The organism is Lacticaseibacillus salsurivasis (assembly GCF_036246225.1).
Classification (GTDB): domain Bacteria; phylum Bacillota; class Bacilli; order Lactobacillales; family Lactobacillaceae; genus Lacticaseibacillus; species Lacticaseibacillus salsurivasis.
In genome coordinates this window covers 111,435-126,602 of record NZ_BTTP01000002.1, presented here as the reverse complement: position 1 = coordinate 126,602, position 15,168 = coordinate 111,435, and the positions used below count along the sequence as shown (strand labels likewise).

General features: G+C 53.6%; 12 protein-coding genes. 7 read left to right on the top strand and 5 right to left on the bottom strand.

Annotated elements, in window-relative coordinates:
• Positions 1-397 precede the first annotated feature (397 nt).
• The gene (locus tag AAA927_RS02880; RefSeq protein ID WP_338215541.1) at positions 398-3,349 is read right to left on the bottom strand and encodes a polysaccharide lyase family 8 super-sandwich domain-containing protein; all 2,952 of its coding nucleotides are present in this window, start codon (positions 3,347-3,349) and stop codon (positions 398-400) included.
• A 348-nt stretch (positions 3,350-3,697) separates the two neighbouring features.
• Between AAA927_RS02880 and AAA927_RS02875 the strand changes: the two genes are divergently transcribed.
• Positions 3,698-4,138 (top strand): DUF2188 domain-containing protein, encoded by a 441-nt coding sequence (locus AAA927_RS02875; RefSeq protein ID WP_338215539.1) that lies wholly within the window; start codon positions 3,698-3,700, stop codon positions 4,136-4,138.
• A 74-nt stretch (positions 4,139-4,212) separates the two neighbouring features.
• Here the strand turns inward: AAA927_RS02875 and AAA927_RS02870 are convergent, their stop codons facing one another.
• Positions 4,213-4,719: an HAD-IIIA family hydrolase gene (locus tag AAA927_RS02870; RefSeq protein WP_338215537.1), complete on the bottom strand. Its 507-nt coding sequence runs from the start codon at positions 4,717-4,719 to the stop codon at positions 4,213-4,215.
• Positions 4,720-4,754: 35 nt separating this feature from the next.
• The gene (locus AAA927_RS02865) at positions 4,755-6,347 is read right to left on the bottom strand and encodes an ATP-binding cassette domain-containing protein (protein ID WP_338215536.1); all 1,593 of its coding nucleotides are present in this window, start codon (positions 6,345-6,347) and stop codon (positions 4,755-4,757) included.
• Between the two features lie 67 nt (positions 6,348-6,414).
• Here AAA927_RS02865 and AAA927_RS02860 point away from each other — a divergent pair, with 67 nt between their 5' ends.
• Complete coding sequence (locus tag AAA927_RS02860; protein WP_338215534.1) at positions 6,415-7,299, top strand: helix-turn-helix transcriptional regulator; 885 nt, start codon at positions 6,415-6,417, stop codon at positions 7,297-7,299.
• A 40-nt stretch (positions 7,300-7,339) separates the two neighbouring features.
• Here the strand turns inward: AAA927_RS02860 and AAA927_RS02855 are convergent, their stop codons facing one another.
• Positions 7,340-8,098 (bottom strand): hypothetical protein, encoded by a 759-nt coding sequence (locus AAA927_RS02855; RefSeq protein ID WP_338215532.1) that lies wholly within the window; start codon positions 8,096-8,098, stop codon positions 7,340-7,342.
• Between the two features lie 124 nt (positions 8,099-8,222).
• On the opposite strand from AAA927_RS02855, the gene AAA927_RS02850 reads away from it, so the two are divergent.
• Both AAA927_RS02850 and AAA927_RS02845 read left to right on the top strand, forming a co-directional pair.
• Entirely contained in the window at positions 8,223-9,584 is a 1,362-nt protein-coding gene (locus AAA927_RS02850; RefSeq protein WP_338215530.1) for a TrkH family potassium uptake protein, read from the top strand.
• 12 nt (positions 9,585-9,596) lie between these two features.
• Positions 9,597-10,232 (top strand): potassium channel family protein, encoded by a 636-nt coding sequence (locus tag AAA927_RS02845; RefSeq protein WP_338215528.1) that lies wholly within the window; start codon positions 9,597-9,599, stop codon positions 10,230-10,232.
• Between the two features lie 72 nt (positions 10,233-10,304).
• On the opposite strand, the gene AAA927_RS02840 is transcribed toward AAA927_RS02845, so the two are convergent.
• Positions 10,305-11,621 carry a PTS sugar transporter subunit IIC gene (locus AAA927_RS02840; protein ID WP_338215526.1) on the bottom strand — a complete coding sequence of 439 codons (1,317 nt, stop codon included), beginning with the start codon at positions 11,619-11,621 and terminating at the stop codon, positions 10,305-10,307.
• A 233-nt stretch (positions 11,622-11,854) separates the two neighbouring features.
• On the opposite strand from AAA927_RS02840, the gene AAA927_RS02835 reads away from it, so the two are divergent.
• From AAA927_RS02835 to AAA927_RS02825, 3 genes are all read left to right on the top strand, one after another.
• Positions 11,855-12,643, top strand: a complete 789-nt coding sequence (locus AAA927_RS02835; RefSeq protein WP_338215524.1) for a MurR/RpiR family transcriptional regulator — start codon at positions 11,855-11,857, stop codon at positions 12,641-12,643.
• A gap of 45 nt (positions 12,644-12,688) precedes the next feature.
• Complete coding sequence (locus tag AAA927_RS02830) at positions 12,689-13,540, top strand: Nif3-like dinuclear metal center hexameric protein (RefSeq protein ID WP_338215522.1); 852 nt, start codon at positions 12,689-12,691, stop codon at positions 13,538-13,540.
• A gap of 174 nt (positions 13,541-13,714) precedes the next feature.
• Positions 13,715-15,166 (top strand): MFS transporter, encoded by a 1,452-nt coding sequence (locus AAA927_RS02825; protein WP_338215520.1) that lies wholly within the window; start codon positions 13,715-13,717, stop codon positions 15,164-15,166.
• Positions 15,167-15,168: the final 2 nt, after the last annotated feature.

Below are 15,168 nucleotides of genomic sequence, written 5' to 3'. Positions count from 1 at the left end.
GGCCAGGTAGCCTGCTGTGCGGCCGTTTCGAGCCAAAAATCGGTCTCGAAACTAGTTTTGAAGCCGCAGTCGCTGCCGCTCCAGTGCGTCTTCAAAACTGCCGCGAGAAGGGCTGGTCAGCCTGCCCAAAACGCAGTCTGACTAGTCCTTCTCGTTTCACTGCTGGCTACCTGTCCCAAGCTCCGCCCCCACCACAACCCGCTTCATAACAGTAACGGCAACGTGTCATTGTGCCGTTAACGTCGGCAGTCAAGTACTACTCTAAGCTATACGTGAAGAGTTAGAATGTGATAAAGATGCACCGATCAGCCTTACTTTTTTGAGCATGAATAGGCCACCCTACCGTTACAGATTGCTGTAAGGGCAGAGTGGCCTATTTTGATGATACGTTTGTTAATTAGTTGGTTTGCCGCCGTTTAAGCAAGGCGAACCCGCCTAACACTAGCAATACTGCCCCGCCAGCGATAAGCGCATGATTGATCACGCTACCGGTATTCGGGAGGCCTTTCTTCGTTTTGTGTTGGCCGACTTTTTTGCCGTGATTGGTGGTTTTAGCTTGGCTGGCACTTGAAGCGGTGCCAGTCGTGGCAGTTGCCGGCTTTTGAAGGCCATTAATGGCTTTTTGCAGTTGGTTAGCCGTCTGGTTCACGGTGCCTTGAGTCGCTGCCGTATCTTCCAGCACGGTTTCACTGGCCTTCAAGGCGGAGGTCAAAGCGGCAAAGCTGGCCGAAGTGTAATCTGCGGCTTTCAGTGTTTTGCTTTGGTTGACCAGGGCCTGCAGCTTGGTTTTATCCGCCGCTTTTGGCGCCGCCAGCGGGGTGAGCGTCAGATGCTGGGAAACCCCATGCTTGGCTGCTGTATTCACGGTGACGGTGGTGGCGTTACCCTGAACGATGGCCTGGGCATCACCTTGGGCCACGGCATAGCGGCCTTTCAGCGTGAAGGAGACCGTGGCCTGCTTATTGGTCGGGTCCTGAATGGAGAAGTCATTGCCTTTGCGCATCATGATCATGCGGCTATGGCTTTGAACGTCATCCACTTGGCCTTTGGCGGTGAAGAAGACGTAACCCTTGAGGCCGAGGCTGTTTTCCTGCACGGCCGAAACATCTGCTGTGTTCTTCAAAATGGTGACGTTGTTTTGGTCAATGTAATCATGTAGCTGAGTAGAATTTTTGCTTGGTACGATGCTGTAGGCATAACTGCTGGTCGTATTGCCTGGCTGCTGATAAGTGAGCGTCACATAGTCTTTGGTCACCGTCTTGTCGGCACTGCCGGTGGTTTTATTGCGCACGTCGGAATACTTGCCGGTGCGGCTTTCCTTCAGCACATTGACCTTGTTATTATCGTAGAACACATAGCCGACATTACGCTTACTGTCGGCGTTGTCTTCAATCGTCAGCCACTTCTTGGCGGCAGTGGCCTTATCCAAATTGGAGTTAACGGTCACATTTTCGCCAGGATCAAACATCTTGTTGTCGATGGTAGTGGTCATGGCGCGGCCGTTGATGTCGTGAACGTTAGAGCCGAGCACCACGATTTCATTATCAAACATGAACCAAGCCTTGTTGGCTTCGGCATTTTTGAACACAACGAAATCGGCAGGCAACTTGTCCTTGTCGGCGTAAGATTGTTCATCGCCGAGCTGCATGCCGGCCGCAGCGTATTGATCAAGCTGCACACTGCCAGAATAGTCGTTGGTGCCCAGTGGGAAGTAAACGTACGTGTTCTGGGTCACAGAGCCTGATTCAAAATCGGGTTCGTGGGAATAGAAGTCGCCGCCGTACAATTCAGGAATCGTCTTACGTTTTTCATTGACAGTAGTGACACCTGGCAACTTGTTCGGATCGACCGTGGCTTGGTAATCGATGCCAAACGCTTTGGTCTGATCGATGCCATCTTGGTAAAGGTAGAAAGCGCCATCCCCTTGGTACCAAGACTTCAGGTTTTCGCCTGACATGTATTCATACTTGGAGACCCGATTAGAGCTGCGTGAAATCGCGAAGCCATAGTTAGGCCGAATGAGCACCGATTTGTCCATCAGATTAAACGCGTAATACTGATCGTTGGTCAACGGATTGGTACTGGACACATTCGGGTCCTTCATAATCGCGTTGAACGCCATGGTGTTGCCACGCGAGCCAAAATTACTGCTATTGACCTTCAGTTGCGGAATGCTAGATAAGTATTTGATGTAGCTTTGCAGCTTGTGTTGCGCATCGCCGCTCATGGCCGTTGATAATTGCACCAACGATTCCACGATGCTGGCACTGTCGGTATAGCCAGAGCCGGTTCGGGAAATGCCGCGGCCTTTGACGATTTCCATCATGTAGCCTTCGTACATCAAAGGCGCGAAGCTGTTATAGATCCAATTGTTGACAGTGTTCAGCAAGGTTTGGCTTTGCAGCGAGGTGCCTTTCAGCAGCGTGGTCAGCTGGCCAGTCCGCCCGAGCAGCACAATGCCGTAGCTACCGGTATACGCCACCGTCGAGTGCTGAATAAAGGAACCGTCTTCGTAAAAACCATCGGTCACTCCGTGCTGAATGTTGTCTGGGTCGATGACCGCTAGGCAGGTCTTGAAGTCGGCAATTGCCTTTTTCACCCGCGGAGCATCGTTATTAGCGAGACCTTGGCAAATCCGGTTCAAGGTAATATCGGCCAGGTTGGCGCCAGTATGCTGGCGGGCGTCGAGGTTCACATCGCCAATCTTCGGGGAGCCTGGCTTTTCGTCGCCGCGCAAGTATGCATCCATCGTCTTAATCGAAGTGTCGATAAACGCTGGATCCAAGTCATCATGCAGCAACAGCAGCATGCGGGACAGACTGGTTGGCACGCCGATTTCCCATTGGTACCAGTTGCCGTAGTAACCTTTATCAGTGTCTTGCAGATACTTAGTTTGCAACCACTGCAGCGCATCAATCAGTGCCGTTTTGGCGGCAGCATTTTGATACATGGTATTGTACTTGCTTGGTGTGGCAATGGCCAACGCCACACTGTAAAGCTTGGTATATGTCGTCCCCAAGTTGGCCGAAAGATCGGCAACGGTGAGGTTCGTCCCTTGACTATTATCCAACACCACGCCAGCATAAATCGCGTTACCGGCATGGTCGAAGTCAGGCAAATTCGTTTGTCCGGCCTTGGCAATGCTGGTCATCTTCGCCTGGTTGATTGGATCATCATTCATGGCTTCATTACCAATCAAATATTCGATTTGGTTGGCTTTGATCTGGGCCATTGCTTGCGTGCTGATGACCGCGTCAGTTGTTGCTGCGCCCACAGTATGCGGGGCGGCGCCGAAAAAGCCGATTGCCAGTAGCGCCCCCGCTACCACGGCCTTTTTTAATGAATTCATCCCTTTACCTCCATGACTTAAGCTAACTAATTGTCACTTACCCGTGTGTTCACGAAGCACCCACGCTTCGCGGCGACCCCCTTTCGTATGAAGCGTTAACCTTTTAATGGGTTAACGTGTTGTTTTAAACCATTTGTATCATACGCGCTGTTTTCAGGAATGTAAACGATTTCTGTTGCACAATTTATTCGTGTATTCCCGGCTTTAGAATCCCAAGATCGATGCCCGTTAAAAGCTACGAACGTTCCACTTAGCCCGTTAACTAAAGCAAAAGGCGTGCTGCTATCTTTGTTCCGGTTCACGCGCATACACTAATAATGGACAGCCAACGTGAAAGGAGGACTGGGCATGACTTGGACGCTTGATAACTTTCCCGCCGCTATCAATCACCTCACGCCGCTGACGCGCAAAAAGGCCTTGGCCATCGCAAATTCTCTGGTGGCTCAAGGCTTCCAAGAAAAACTGGCGCTGTCGATTGCTACCAGTCAGGCCAAGCAGTGGTACCGTGAAGCTACGGTGCAAGAGCGTCACCGTTTCGACCAAATCAGCACGCCGACGCAGTCAAACCCTCAGCCGCCGAAATCGAGCCACCGTGGCGCGGCGATTGCAGTCAAACCAGACCCTGCCGGCTGGGCCGTGGTCAGTCGCAGCGGTGACCGCACCACTGAGCTTTACCAGCGCAAAACAGATGCGGTAGAACGCGCCAAAACCATCGCTAGCGCCGCAAAAGCTAGCGTGGCGATTTATAAGCGCAATGGCACCCTGCAACAAGTGGTCAAGCCGCGATGAATCGTACAAAAAAAGCACTTTTCTCTGACCCGAACCTGAGGAAAATGCGTTATTTACCGGATGAAGCTCATATTTTAGTCGATCTGATGATTGAGCAGCATGCCCGCTGCTTGAACAAAATCATTCGCTTCAAGGCACTGGCTAGCAATAGGATTGGCCGCCCCGCGGCCAGTAGCCACGTGAATACCAAGTAGATTGGCCTGTTTTGCGCACAACATATCGGCCTGATAGCTATCGCCAATCAGCACCGCCTCACCCTGACCAAAATGATAGCGCGCTTGGGCCTGCTCGATTAACCCAATTGCGGGTTTGCGACACCGACAATGCTCGCTGGCCAAGTGTGGGCAAACGAAGCAATCATCAAGCCCCATGGCCTGCAATGAGGCCACCAAATCGGCAACCTGCATCTCGCCTGTGGCGATTCTGGTTTGAGTGGTCACGGCCAAAACGCGCAAGCCCGCCTCATGCAACGCCTGAATAGCGGCAAGCACGCCTGAGTAAGGCCTAAAATCTGCGACTGAGGTATAGTGGCCATCACCGCCGAGGGTGCAATCACGATCCACAAGCACGGTTGTCAGCATTAGTTTGTCTCCTTCTTCTTTTCGCTACCGCCAGTTTAGTCCGAGTCAAAAGCAGGAACAAGATGCAACTTCACAAGGGCGTCATAACGGTCGGTCGCAGCAGGGGGTAATTGATGCTCAATATCAATCACAGTGCCAGGATAAGCCAAAATCAGTTGATTGATAGTTGCAGCAGTCACTTGATCCAGACCCGACAGTGCCTCATCAACCAAGAGAATTGGCCTCGGGACCACCAAGGCTCGCGCTAACTCTAAACGTTTTTGCTCACCGCCGGATAGCTGGACCCCATCAAGGCCAAGGCGGGTGCCCAACGCTTCGTGATTAGCATAAGCGGTCAGGCCAACTTTTTTCAGTAAGGCGAGCTGTTCGGCTTCGCTGAAGGGCCGGCCTAATGTCAAGTTGAAGCTCAGGGTGTCAGCAAAAATGAAGGGCTGTTGATGCACGACTGCCATCTGCTTTAGGGGTTCTGAACCCAGTGCTGAAGCATACAGCATACGTCCTGCTAAAGGCATGCGATCATGCAGAATCACTTGCAGCAAAGTCGATTTGCCAACGCCAGACGGTCCTTGAATTAACACTTTCATCTCTGGATAAATGATTAGATTCAAGGGCTGAAAGAGCGGCTTCGTCACACCAATCACTGCCATCTCTAATTTGAGCAGACCAGCCTCCTTGGGCATATATGTCAAAGGGTGATGTTGCCGATTCACTGGAAGGAGCACGCGGTTCAGCAAGGGGAGCCCCGCCTGCAGTTGACTGTACGCGCGGGTGAGATTGATCAAAGGCGTGACCACCCGATCAGCCGCGGTGTAGGTGGTGAGCAGCAAACCCACACTCAATTGTCCCTGCCTGATGGTCCATACCCCACCTGCCAACGCCACCGTGGTGGTAATGGCATAGAGCGCACTCACCAGGCCAGACGCAATCTGCTGGCGAAGATTCATGACGAAGGCTGCCGCCTCATTTTGCCGCAAGCTGACGTCTAAGCGGGCAATCCCCTGCGTGACCAGCTGATAATGTTTGAATAGAGGCCGCGCCGCCAGGGTATCACTCAAACTGCTGGTGTAGCAGTCATTGGTCGCTTGCCATTGACGCGTTCCAGTCTTCAGCCAGCGGGCAGTAAAATGGGGAATCACGGCTGGCACAAAGCCCAAGGCGATGAAAATAACACCAGTCAGGCCACTCATCCGAAGCACAAAGATAAGTGTCAAACTGCCTTGCAAAGTGCTATAAAGCATATTAATCAGGGGTTGTACTACGCTCTGCTCAATCTGTTTCACATCACCAAGTGCTTCGGCCAGCAAACCGCTACTGTTGGTTTCAGTTGCCGAGGTCGCAAAGGCGCGCTGAATCAAATGCCGTCTGAGCTGCAGATTGACCTCCTGCCGGAAACGGCCCGAGAAATAACTCATGCCCAGATTGGCCAAATTGACCAGCAGCAGTGCCAACCCCCAAAATAGCAAGTGTTGCAGAACCCGGGAAAAGGCGCGCGTAGCCAAGCCGTCAGTGATTTGCCCTAGAAAAAAGGGGCTGACAATCCCATCACCTGCAGCCACCACACCGAAAAAGACCAGTCCGAGTAGAGCCCGACGATGCGGTCTGATAATTTTGGCCATGACTGCCATCATACCATCCCCTTCCTTGATGTCCTCAGTGTATTTGGTACACTAAGGAAAATATCAGGAGGTGCCAAAAATGGCAGGAAAGATTGGTCCTTATCTTCGGCGCTTGCGACTCAATCAAGGGCTGACTCAGCGCGAACTGTATCAAGATCTATTAAGCGAACGACAGTCCATACGCTTTGAAGCCGGCCACAATGATATTCAAGCTGAACGTCTTTTCGCGGTACTGGCCCGCATGGCCTTGCCGATAACCGCCTTAAGCCCACTTATGCCCGCCTCAAACCGCGACCCTGTGCTTCAAAGTGGGCTCACTAAGCTCAGCCGGTGGCCTGATGCCACGCTCACCCCTGAAGAAAATCGTGCCTTAACCACCTACGTTACTGGCCAAAGTCCGCTCACCTTGGCCGACATTCAAACGGTCACGCCACTACTCGGTCGTTTCGATGAGGCATTGTCGAAGCGGCTTTACCAAAGCACCTGGCGCCACCTTCAAGTGCATCAGTCGGAACCTGAATACAGCTCGCTTGCTAGCTCGTTTTGCATTGGCGCCTTATACTACGCGCTCTTTCATGCCGATCTGACCATGGCGCAGAGCTACCTTGAACGATGGCTCAAAGCCGCGCCACAAACCATTGAACAGCAGATTCAGCGCAACTTCTTCGCGGCTCTAATCAAAGCGCTCCCTGCTGGCGCAGCAGCCTGTTATCAGGCAACAGCCACCATCATCCATGGCTTACGAGCAATTGGGATTGCTGCCATGGCTGATGCTTTAGTCGATAACCGACGGCATATCCTTTCGGCCTTTGGTCTGCACCAGGCTTGGCGCCGCGATGAATTAGGCGCGTTAGCCCGCAGCACCCAGCGCCACCAGGCAACGGTTGCCATCGCCAATTATCCGGGGTTAGCCGCGGCTTTGAGTGGGCAACCCTTAACGGCTTTCAGAGCGATAATTGAATAAACAAATAAGTGGTCAGCCGCGATACGGTTGACCACTTATTTTAAGCCGGCAACATAACGCCAACCGCCATCCCAATTTGTTTTCCTGCTTGGAGCCAGGCCTTGGCGCGCTTTTGTAAGGCCGTATGTGCAGTGTACTGGGCCGGATCTGCTTGCCACGCCCCAAATAGCCGTTCTTCAGCCTGGTGCGCCGCCGGATCGACGGTGACCACCTGAAACCGATTTTGAAATTGGCGAATGTTGCTGGTTGCTGGCAGCAAAGCTTGGAGCGCCGGGCTCATCAGCCATGAATCACACACTAGCGGCAACTGGCCAAACCGCGCTTGCGCCAAGGCAAATGCCTCATCGCAGGCTACTGGCGATAGTGGTCCATCGGCCGGAATGTGCACTTGCAGCGCCTGGGTTCCGGCTGCCAGCGGCCCCAGCACGGTGGTTGGCTGCCAAGGTTCGAATTGCAACCGGCCTAGCCGCACCACCTGATGCACCAAGGTGAAACGCAGCCAGTCGTTTTCGGTGACGCCAATGCCGCCTTGTTTCTGAGTGTAATCGGCCGCCCAGATCGCAATGTCGCGCCCATCAGCCACCCATTCAGCCGTTGTCGCGTAATGGGCCTGTTCACCATAAAGCAACTGCGCGAACACTTGTAAAGCGAGCGCCGGCTGCCCAGCGAGACGCGCCAAAAAAGCCGGTTCATCGGCTGCCAACTGGCGCCACTGTTCCAAATCCGGCACCGGCTGCATTGCCACCGCTTGCGCCGCTGAGGGCAGACCGATGGCGGTCAGCCATGCTTCAAATGTCATCTTGGCGCCTCCTTTGCCTGAGCTTGTCATTATCTTTTTAATATAGCACACCTGTTAATAGTCGCCGCCAGGAGGGCCGTTTTGATACAGTTAAGGTAACCATTTTTGAAAGGAGCGCTGGTCGATGAAAAAGTCTCGGCATCTTTCTGCCCCGCAAGCCATTTTGCTCAGCTTCGCCGCCATGATTGCCATTGGGACTGGTCTGCTCGCGCTGCCTTGGGCCAGCCAAAGCGGCCAATCGGTAAGCCTACTAGACGCCTTTTTCACTGCGACGAGCGCGAGCTGCGTGACCGGGCTGGTGGTGGTCAATACCATGGAGCATTGGACCTGGTTCGGCCAGCTTGTAATCATCACCCTCATTCAACTCGGCGGGATTGGGTTCATCACGGTGGTGACCGGCGCCCTGATTATTTTTCGCCAGCGCATTGGCCTCAGACAGCGGCTAACCATTCAAACCATGTTCAATCAAAGCTCGCTTGGTGGCATGACGCGGCTGGTCTGGCAGGTGCTACGCTACACCGCGGTGATTGAAGGGACTGGCGCAGTGCTACTATCGGTAGGGTTTTTGACCGCCAATCGCGGCTACAGCTTCTTAGAATCAGTCTGGTACGGCATTTTCCATGCCATTTCGGCCTTTTGCAACGCTGGCTTCGATTTGGTGGGCACTCAATCGCTGGCTGAATTTCAAGGCCATTGGCTGATCAATTTCATTGTCATGGCCCTGATTACGCTCGGCGGTCTGGGCTTCACCGTACTCCATGAACTGCGGCATTTCAAAGCCAAAAACCACTGGCGCCGGCTCAGCATGCACACGCAGCTGGTCTGCGGTACCAGTGCGGTGTTGGTGGTCGCTGGCACGTTGCTGTTTGCCTTGCTCGAATGGCAAGGTGCCCTGGACCACTTGGCGACGCCGCAAAAATGGCTCGCCGCCGCTTTCGAATCTGTGACCCTGCGCACTGCCGGCTTTGCCACCATTGATCAAAGTCAACTGAACCCGCTCAGCCAACTGCTGGCGACCGGGTTCATGTTCATCGGCGGCTCACCTGCCGGCACTGCCGGCGGGGTCAAAACGATCACCCTGGCGCTGCTGGTCGCCGCTGTGAGTTCCGGTTTGCACGGCCACACTGGCATCGTGATTGCCGGGCGCCGCCTACCGCTGGCGCTGGTCCAAAAAGCCTTGGCAGTGTTTTTCGCCTTGTTTGCCGTCGTGGTGCTTGCGGTGCTGATCCTGCATTTTTCGGAGGCCAGCAACAGCTTCGCGCCGACGCTGATGGAAACTATTTTTGAAGCCACCAGTGCCACCGGCACCGTGGGGCTCACCACGGGTCTGACACCGTACTTGTCCCCTATCGGCAAGGTCACCATCGCCCTGTGCATGTTCATTGGCCGCTTGTCGCCCCTGACTTTAGTGGTCGCGTTGAGCTTGCGCCAAAACGCTGACTCACATGTCATCGACTACCCCGCCGCCAATGTCATTATTGGCTAGAAAGGAGCCGCTATGAAAAACCAACAAGCCCGCAGTTTTGCGATTTTCGGCCTCGGCCGTTTTGGCACCAGCATTGTCTCGCACCTAGCCGAGGAGGATGTTGAGCTTCTGGCCGCCGACCGTGACCTCGCCCGCGTTGAGGCGGTCAGCGCTTGGGTGGACCAGGCTGTGGTTGGTGACGCCAGTGACGAAGCGTTTTTGACGCGACTGGCCATCGAGCATTTTGGCGTGGTGGTGTTTGCCATGGGTGAGGACTTCGAATCCAGTGTCATGGGCACGATGGTCGCCAAAGAGCGCGGCTGCCCCCGCGTTGTGGTCAAGGCGCTGGACCCGCGCCAAGCCAAAATTCTCACCCGCGTCGGGGCCGATCAGGTGGTACTGCCCGAGGTCGAAATGGGCGCCAAAATTGCCCGCAGCCTCGTCAATGCCAATATTATCGATGCCTTTGCTCAAATCGACGGCATCGACATCACTGAACGGCGGCCTGACCCGCAGTGGATCGGCAAAACTCTCGCCGAGGCGGATGTCCGGCGCAATGCCGGGGTGGAGGTCTTGGCGTTAATTCGCGCCGGGCAGACCCAGATTCCGGTTAAGGCGGAAACGGTGCTCATGGCCGAGGATGTGCTGGTAACCGTGGCGAGTGAATAAAACGCAAAAAGTGGTCGTCGCTTTCCATCAAGCGACGGCCACTTTTAGATTGTGGTACTTGAAAGCCACCATTTATGCGGCTTCTGGCGTCAAACCTTCTTCTTTTTGCAAAGACCGATCATAGATTCGAATGAACGGTAGCGAAATCAGAATGTCCATAATCAAAATGGCAATCCAGAGCACCACATTACGCCAATCCATGGAGGCGAGGAACACTTGCAAAATCCCCGGCGTGGTCCATGGTGTGTAGATATAAAACTTACCAACAACGCCGGCCAAAGTCAGGAAGTAAACAATAGTCAGGTTCAGCACCGTGCAGATGACGTTTGGAATGAAGAACCACAAGTTAAGCACGGTGGGAATCCCGAAAATCAAAGGTTCGTTGATGTTAAACAAGGTGCCAATCGGTGCCAGCTTGCTCAACGAACGGAGGCGAGCTGACCGAGCAATTAAAATCATTGCAATCAGGAAGGCTGGGTAGGTAATCCAGCCGCCCCACACACTGTAGAAGGCCCCGGCGAAGATATGCGTCATCGCATGGCCCGCTTGGTATTGCTTCAGGTTCAAAGCGATATTTAGCGTTGTGATTGGCGTGACAATCGTCCCAATCATGTTGTCACCGTGAATACCGAAGAACCATAATGTTTTCGCCAGCACAGCCAATAACAAAATGACTGGCAAGGTGCCGCTGACATTGGCGAATGGCGCAAAAACCAAATAAATGACACCGACCAGGTAAGACTGGGTGGTCGCGACACAGATGGCATTCAAGGCGACGAAGATGACGGTGGTGACCACCATCGGCACCAGCACCTCAAACGGCGCGGCAACCCCTGATGGCACGGAGGACGGGAGCTTAATCGTCCAGTGGTGCGTGATGAATAAGCGATTGATTTCAACGACCGCAATCGCAATCAGCATCGCCCCAAACATCCCTTTGGCGCCCAGATCGGCCTGCGGTAAGTATTGGATGGTCTTGACGGTTTCAGATGGTGAAGCAGCAATGAAAAAGGCAAACAGCGCCGAAACCAGGTTTGTCACCAAATTCATCTTGTAATGCTTGGAGAGATAGTAAGTAATCGCCACCAACACATATGGGGCCAACAATCCGATAGTCAGGTTGTACGGTACCATCAAGACATTGGCATTCGCGGTGGCCCACTTTTGCCATGCCAGCATAAACGCAAAGAAGAAGTTCGTTGCCTTCATCCCAGTCGGAATCGGTGGTGAGGCTAGTAAAATCGAAAAGCCCCCAATAATCGTCAGTGGAATAATGGCAGTCATCCCGTCACGAATTGCGGCCAGGTACTTTTGATTGCCGATCTTAACGGCAATTGGATTGACCTTAGCTTGAATCCAGTCGGTGAGTTTGGCAGTTCCTTCAGCCATGAATGACACCCCTTTGGTGAATTAATTTTGAATACGAGGTAAGCGTAACCGCTTTAGGAATATTTTTCAAGTATTATTTTTTTATGGAATATTTTTCATTTTAGGATTACACTAACTGACGTAGGCAATCCAAATTTGCCTTATGGAGCCCATTTGTGATTAGGGAAGTGCTAAACTGAAAGCGCGGAAAATATTCCGGATACTGTTCAAAGTTGAAACGTGGAGGCCATAAGATGGACATCATCAGACAGATCGAGCTGTACTACGCAAATATGACCAAATCCGAGCGCGCCGCGGCTGATGCCATCATGGCTGACATGCAAATTGTGGCGGAGCAGCCCATAAAAGAAGCAGCCCAAGCATACGGCGTTTCCGCCACGACGCTGGTCCGGCTAGCGAAACGGCTGGGATTGTCCGGATACAGCGAACTGGCGTTTCAGACCAAAAACTATCTGACGGAACATCGCATCACCCCATCCAAAAAAGCGCAGCAAGCCCCTGAAATGGCGAGTCTCATTCAATCTTTCATCGGGGCCTTTGAACAAATGATCACACCGGAAGTGGAAAACGCTGTCGCCCAGTTGGCGACGGCATTGCACGGCAAGCATCGCATCTTAGCAGTCGGCTTAGGCCACTCCGGTTTAGCGGCAGAACATCTCAAATATCTGATGTTGAGTCGCGGCCTGTTCATTTCCACTGTCACTGATGGCATCTTGATCGAACGGCTACCACCATTGATGCAATCAGGCGATCTGATTATCATCTTCTCGTCCTCGGCTGCTGTTGACACCTATGCGAAAATTTTTAAACGAGCGAGCAAAAAAGACATCACGTTCGCCCTCGTGACGATGAATCCTAACGCCCCTGTGCTACAAAAAGCTGACATTCAGTTGGTCCTGCCAATGGTGCACAGTCTGGATACCGATGCCAAGGGGATTCGCTACATCGACTCCCGGCCCGTGTTTGACGTCTTAGTCAGTTGCCTCACCCGCTACTACAGTGATGTCTACCCTAACGCCTAATGCTAGCAAGTGGTTCACTCCAGATTCGGAAAGGAGTTTCAATGAATGAAAATAGAACAAGTGATTGCGCAAGTGAAGGCCTATCATCGTGGGGTTTGGCATGGTGAAGTGATTGATCCCGCGACCACGCGTGATCAAGTCTTATTTGGCGACCCAGACCAACCCTGCACCGGCGTCGTCACGACCTGCTGGGCCTCGCTGGCGGTGATTCGGCAAGCAGCTGCGCAAGGGGCAAACCTGATTATTTGCCACGAAGCCTTGTTTTGGAATCATGGTGATCACACCGGCTGGCTGGAGGAAACGAACAACCAAACCTACGCGGCCAAAGTGGCCTTGCTTAAGGCAAATCATATCGTGGTTTGGCGTGACCACGATCACATGCATTCGGGAATTCCGCTGGCTGATGGCACTTTCGTTGACGGCATTTTCTATGGTCTGGCCAAACAACTCGGCTGGGAAAACTATATTCTCAATGACGCTGATGTACTGACGGCTTTTGAATTACCTGCCGCCACTACCGCCCAAGCAGTGGCTGAGCATCTGATTACCAGCCTGCATCTGAACGGGGCGCGAATTATTGGCGAGCCCGCTACGCCCGTGAAAAAAATTGCCGTCCCCACTCACGTCTTTGGTGACGCTAAAGGTTACATTACCAAAGCCGAAAAGGATCAATACGATCTTTTCATGTCCTTGGAGCTGATTGATTTTACCTTGAGCGAATACATCCAAGACGCCAGCCTCAATGGGCAAAACAAGGCGATTGTGGCTGTTGGTCACTTTAATGTCGAAGAGCCCGGCATGGCTTATCTGGCCACCTATCTGCCAAAGATTATCGGCAGCGAAATTCCAGTGTCGTTTGTTCAGTCTGGGGATATGTACCACTACATCAAGGCATAATGCAGTACGATTAACCACCACCCTAGCACCTTAACCCAATCATGAAAAAGACTTATGCGTTGGCTACCTTCCACAGCCAGCGCATAAGTCTTTTTGTTAGCGAGCAAATTTTTTTGGTGCTAATCTACTTTCACCTGCTCAGGTCATCCCCTGGGCGGTAAAAGGAGGCGAGTCATGCGACGCTGGCTGAACTTGATGATTCTGGGCGTGTTTTTCTTCATGGTGATTGTCGATGGCAGTATCGTCACCATTGCGATTCCTGCCATGGCACATGGGCTGGCAGTGGGCACGGAGCGCGTGGGGTTGGTAATCAGCATCTACTTGGTCACGATTAGCGCGCTACTGCTGCCATTTGGCCAACTCGGCGCACAATGGGGCCGCGAACGGTGTTTTATGCTGGGTACCTTGGCGTTTCTGGTTGGCTCTTGGTTAACTGGTGCCGGCGCGCAGCTGAGCTGGGTGCTTGGTGGCCGGGTCCTTCAAGGCGTCGGCGCCAGCCTGACCATGGCCAATAGTTATGCACTAGTGGCGGATTGGTTTCCACCGCAACAACTTGGTCGGGCATTTGGCATCGAAAGTATTTTTATTTCGCTCGGCGGACTAGCGGGTCCGGGACTTGGCGGGCTGGTGTTGACCCACTGGGACTGGCGGTATCTGTTCTGGCTGAACTTACCCATCGGCGGCTTGTGCTTGTTGGCGGCGATGCTTTGGTTTCCGCGCGCCGCTTCCCACCAGCGACTGCATCTCGACTGGGGTGGCACCGGGCTTTTGATGGCGCTGGCAATCGTCTTTTACGTCAGCACCGCTAGCAGCTTGACGCAACCAGGGCTAGCGTTGCTGGGGCTGGCGCTCAGTGGTGGTCTTTTGTGGCTACTGGTACGGTGGGAACAACGTAGCCCGCACCCGCTTTTGAACCTGGCTTTACTCAAGACCCCGACGTTCGGCTGGCCTTTGGCGGCGGCGTTCACGACTTTTGTGGCGGCCTACTTTTTCACTTTACTCGGGCCGATTTATCTACAGGTCGTCGTTGGCCTCTCCCCGGTGGCCACCGGTGCGGTGTTGATGGCGGGGCCGCTGGTGGCGATTGTCGCCAATCCCTTGGCGGGCATGGCCGCTGATCGCTGGTCGCAGCCGCGCGTGATGCAAAACGGGCTACTGTTACTGCTGCTGAGCTCTTTAGGACTGGTGCTACTGGCTGGCGAATTTGAGCCGCTGGCGTTTCTGCTAGTCTCTGTGGTCATGGCCATTGGCACCAGCGTTTTTGGCACCGCCAATAGCGCCTTTTTGATGCGGGAGGTCACGCCGGAACAACGCGGGGCCGCTGGAGCGCTGACGGCGCTGCTGCGCGAAGTCGGGCTGGTGCTAGGCGTGAGCTTGGCGAGCACTAGTTTCTATGGCAGTCTTGATGCTTTGGCTGGCCAGCCGCTGACCACGGCGCTCGGCCAACCAGTTAGCCGCCTGCTCATGGCGCAGCATCTCGCTTATGCGCTGGCGACCCTCATTTTGCTGGGCGGCTGGTGGCTCAATCGCAGGCTGCTCAATAGCGGGCACGCGCCGCGGCGTCACGCCAGCCCACCCGATTTATTTTCATTGTTTGAAGCAAGGTTTCGTTCAAGGAGGTTATAACC

Excerpts from the sequence above, each read along its gene's own strand:
- AAA927_RS02825 (WP_338215520.1), top strand. The coding sequence starts at position 13,715 with ATGCGACGCTGGCTGAACTTGATGATTCTGGGCGTGTTTTTCTTCATG.
- AAA927_RS02845 (WP_338215528.1), top strand. The coding sequence starts at position 9,597 with ATGAAAAACCAACAAGCCCGCAGTTTTGCGATTTTCGGCCTCGGCCGT.
- AAA927_RS02865 (WP_338215536.1), bottom strand. The coding sequence starts at position 6,347 with ATGATGGCAGTCATGGCCAAAATTATCAGACCGCATCGTCGGGCTCTA.
- AAA927_RS02840 (WP_338215526.1), bottom strand. The coding sequence starts at position 11,621 with ATGGCTGAAGGAACTGCCAAACTCACCGACTGGATTCAAGCTAAGGTC.
- AAA927_RS02835 (WP_338215524.1), top strand. The coding sequence starts at position 11,855 with ATGGACATCATCAGACAGATCGAGCTGTACTACGCAAATATGACCAAA.
- AAA927_RS02880 (WP_338215541.1), bottom strand. The coding sequence starts at position 3,349 with ATGAATTCATTAAAAAAGGCCGTGGTAGCGGGGGCGCTACTGGCAATC.
- AAA927_RS02855 (WP_338215532.1), bottom strand. The coding sequence starts at position 8,098 with ATGACATTTGAAGCATGGCTGACCGCCATCGGTCTGCCCTCAGCGGCG.
- AAA927_RS02875 (WP_338215539.1), top strand. The coding sequence starts at position 3,698 with ATGACTTGGACGCTTGATAACTTTCCCGCCGCTATCAATCACCTCACG.
- AAA927_RS02850 (WP_338215530.1), top strand. The coding sequence starts at position 8,223 with ATGAAAAAGTCTCGGCATCTTTCTGCCCCGCAAGCCATTTTGCTCAGC.
- AAA927_RS02870 (WP_338215537.1), bottom strand. The coding sequence starts at position 4,719 with ATGCTGACAACCGTGCTTGTGGATCGTGATTGCACCCTCGGCGGTGAT.
- AAA927_RS02830 (WP_338215522.1), top strand. The coding sequence starts at position 12,689 with ATGAAAATAGAACAAGTGATTGCGCAAGTGAAGGCCTATCATCGTGGG.
- AAA927_RS02860 (WP_338215534.1), top strand. The coding sequence starts at position 6,415 with ATGGCAGGAAAGATTGGTCCTTATCTTCGGCGCTTGCGACTCAATCAA.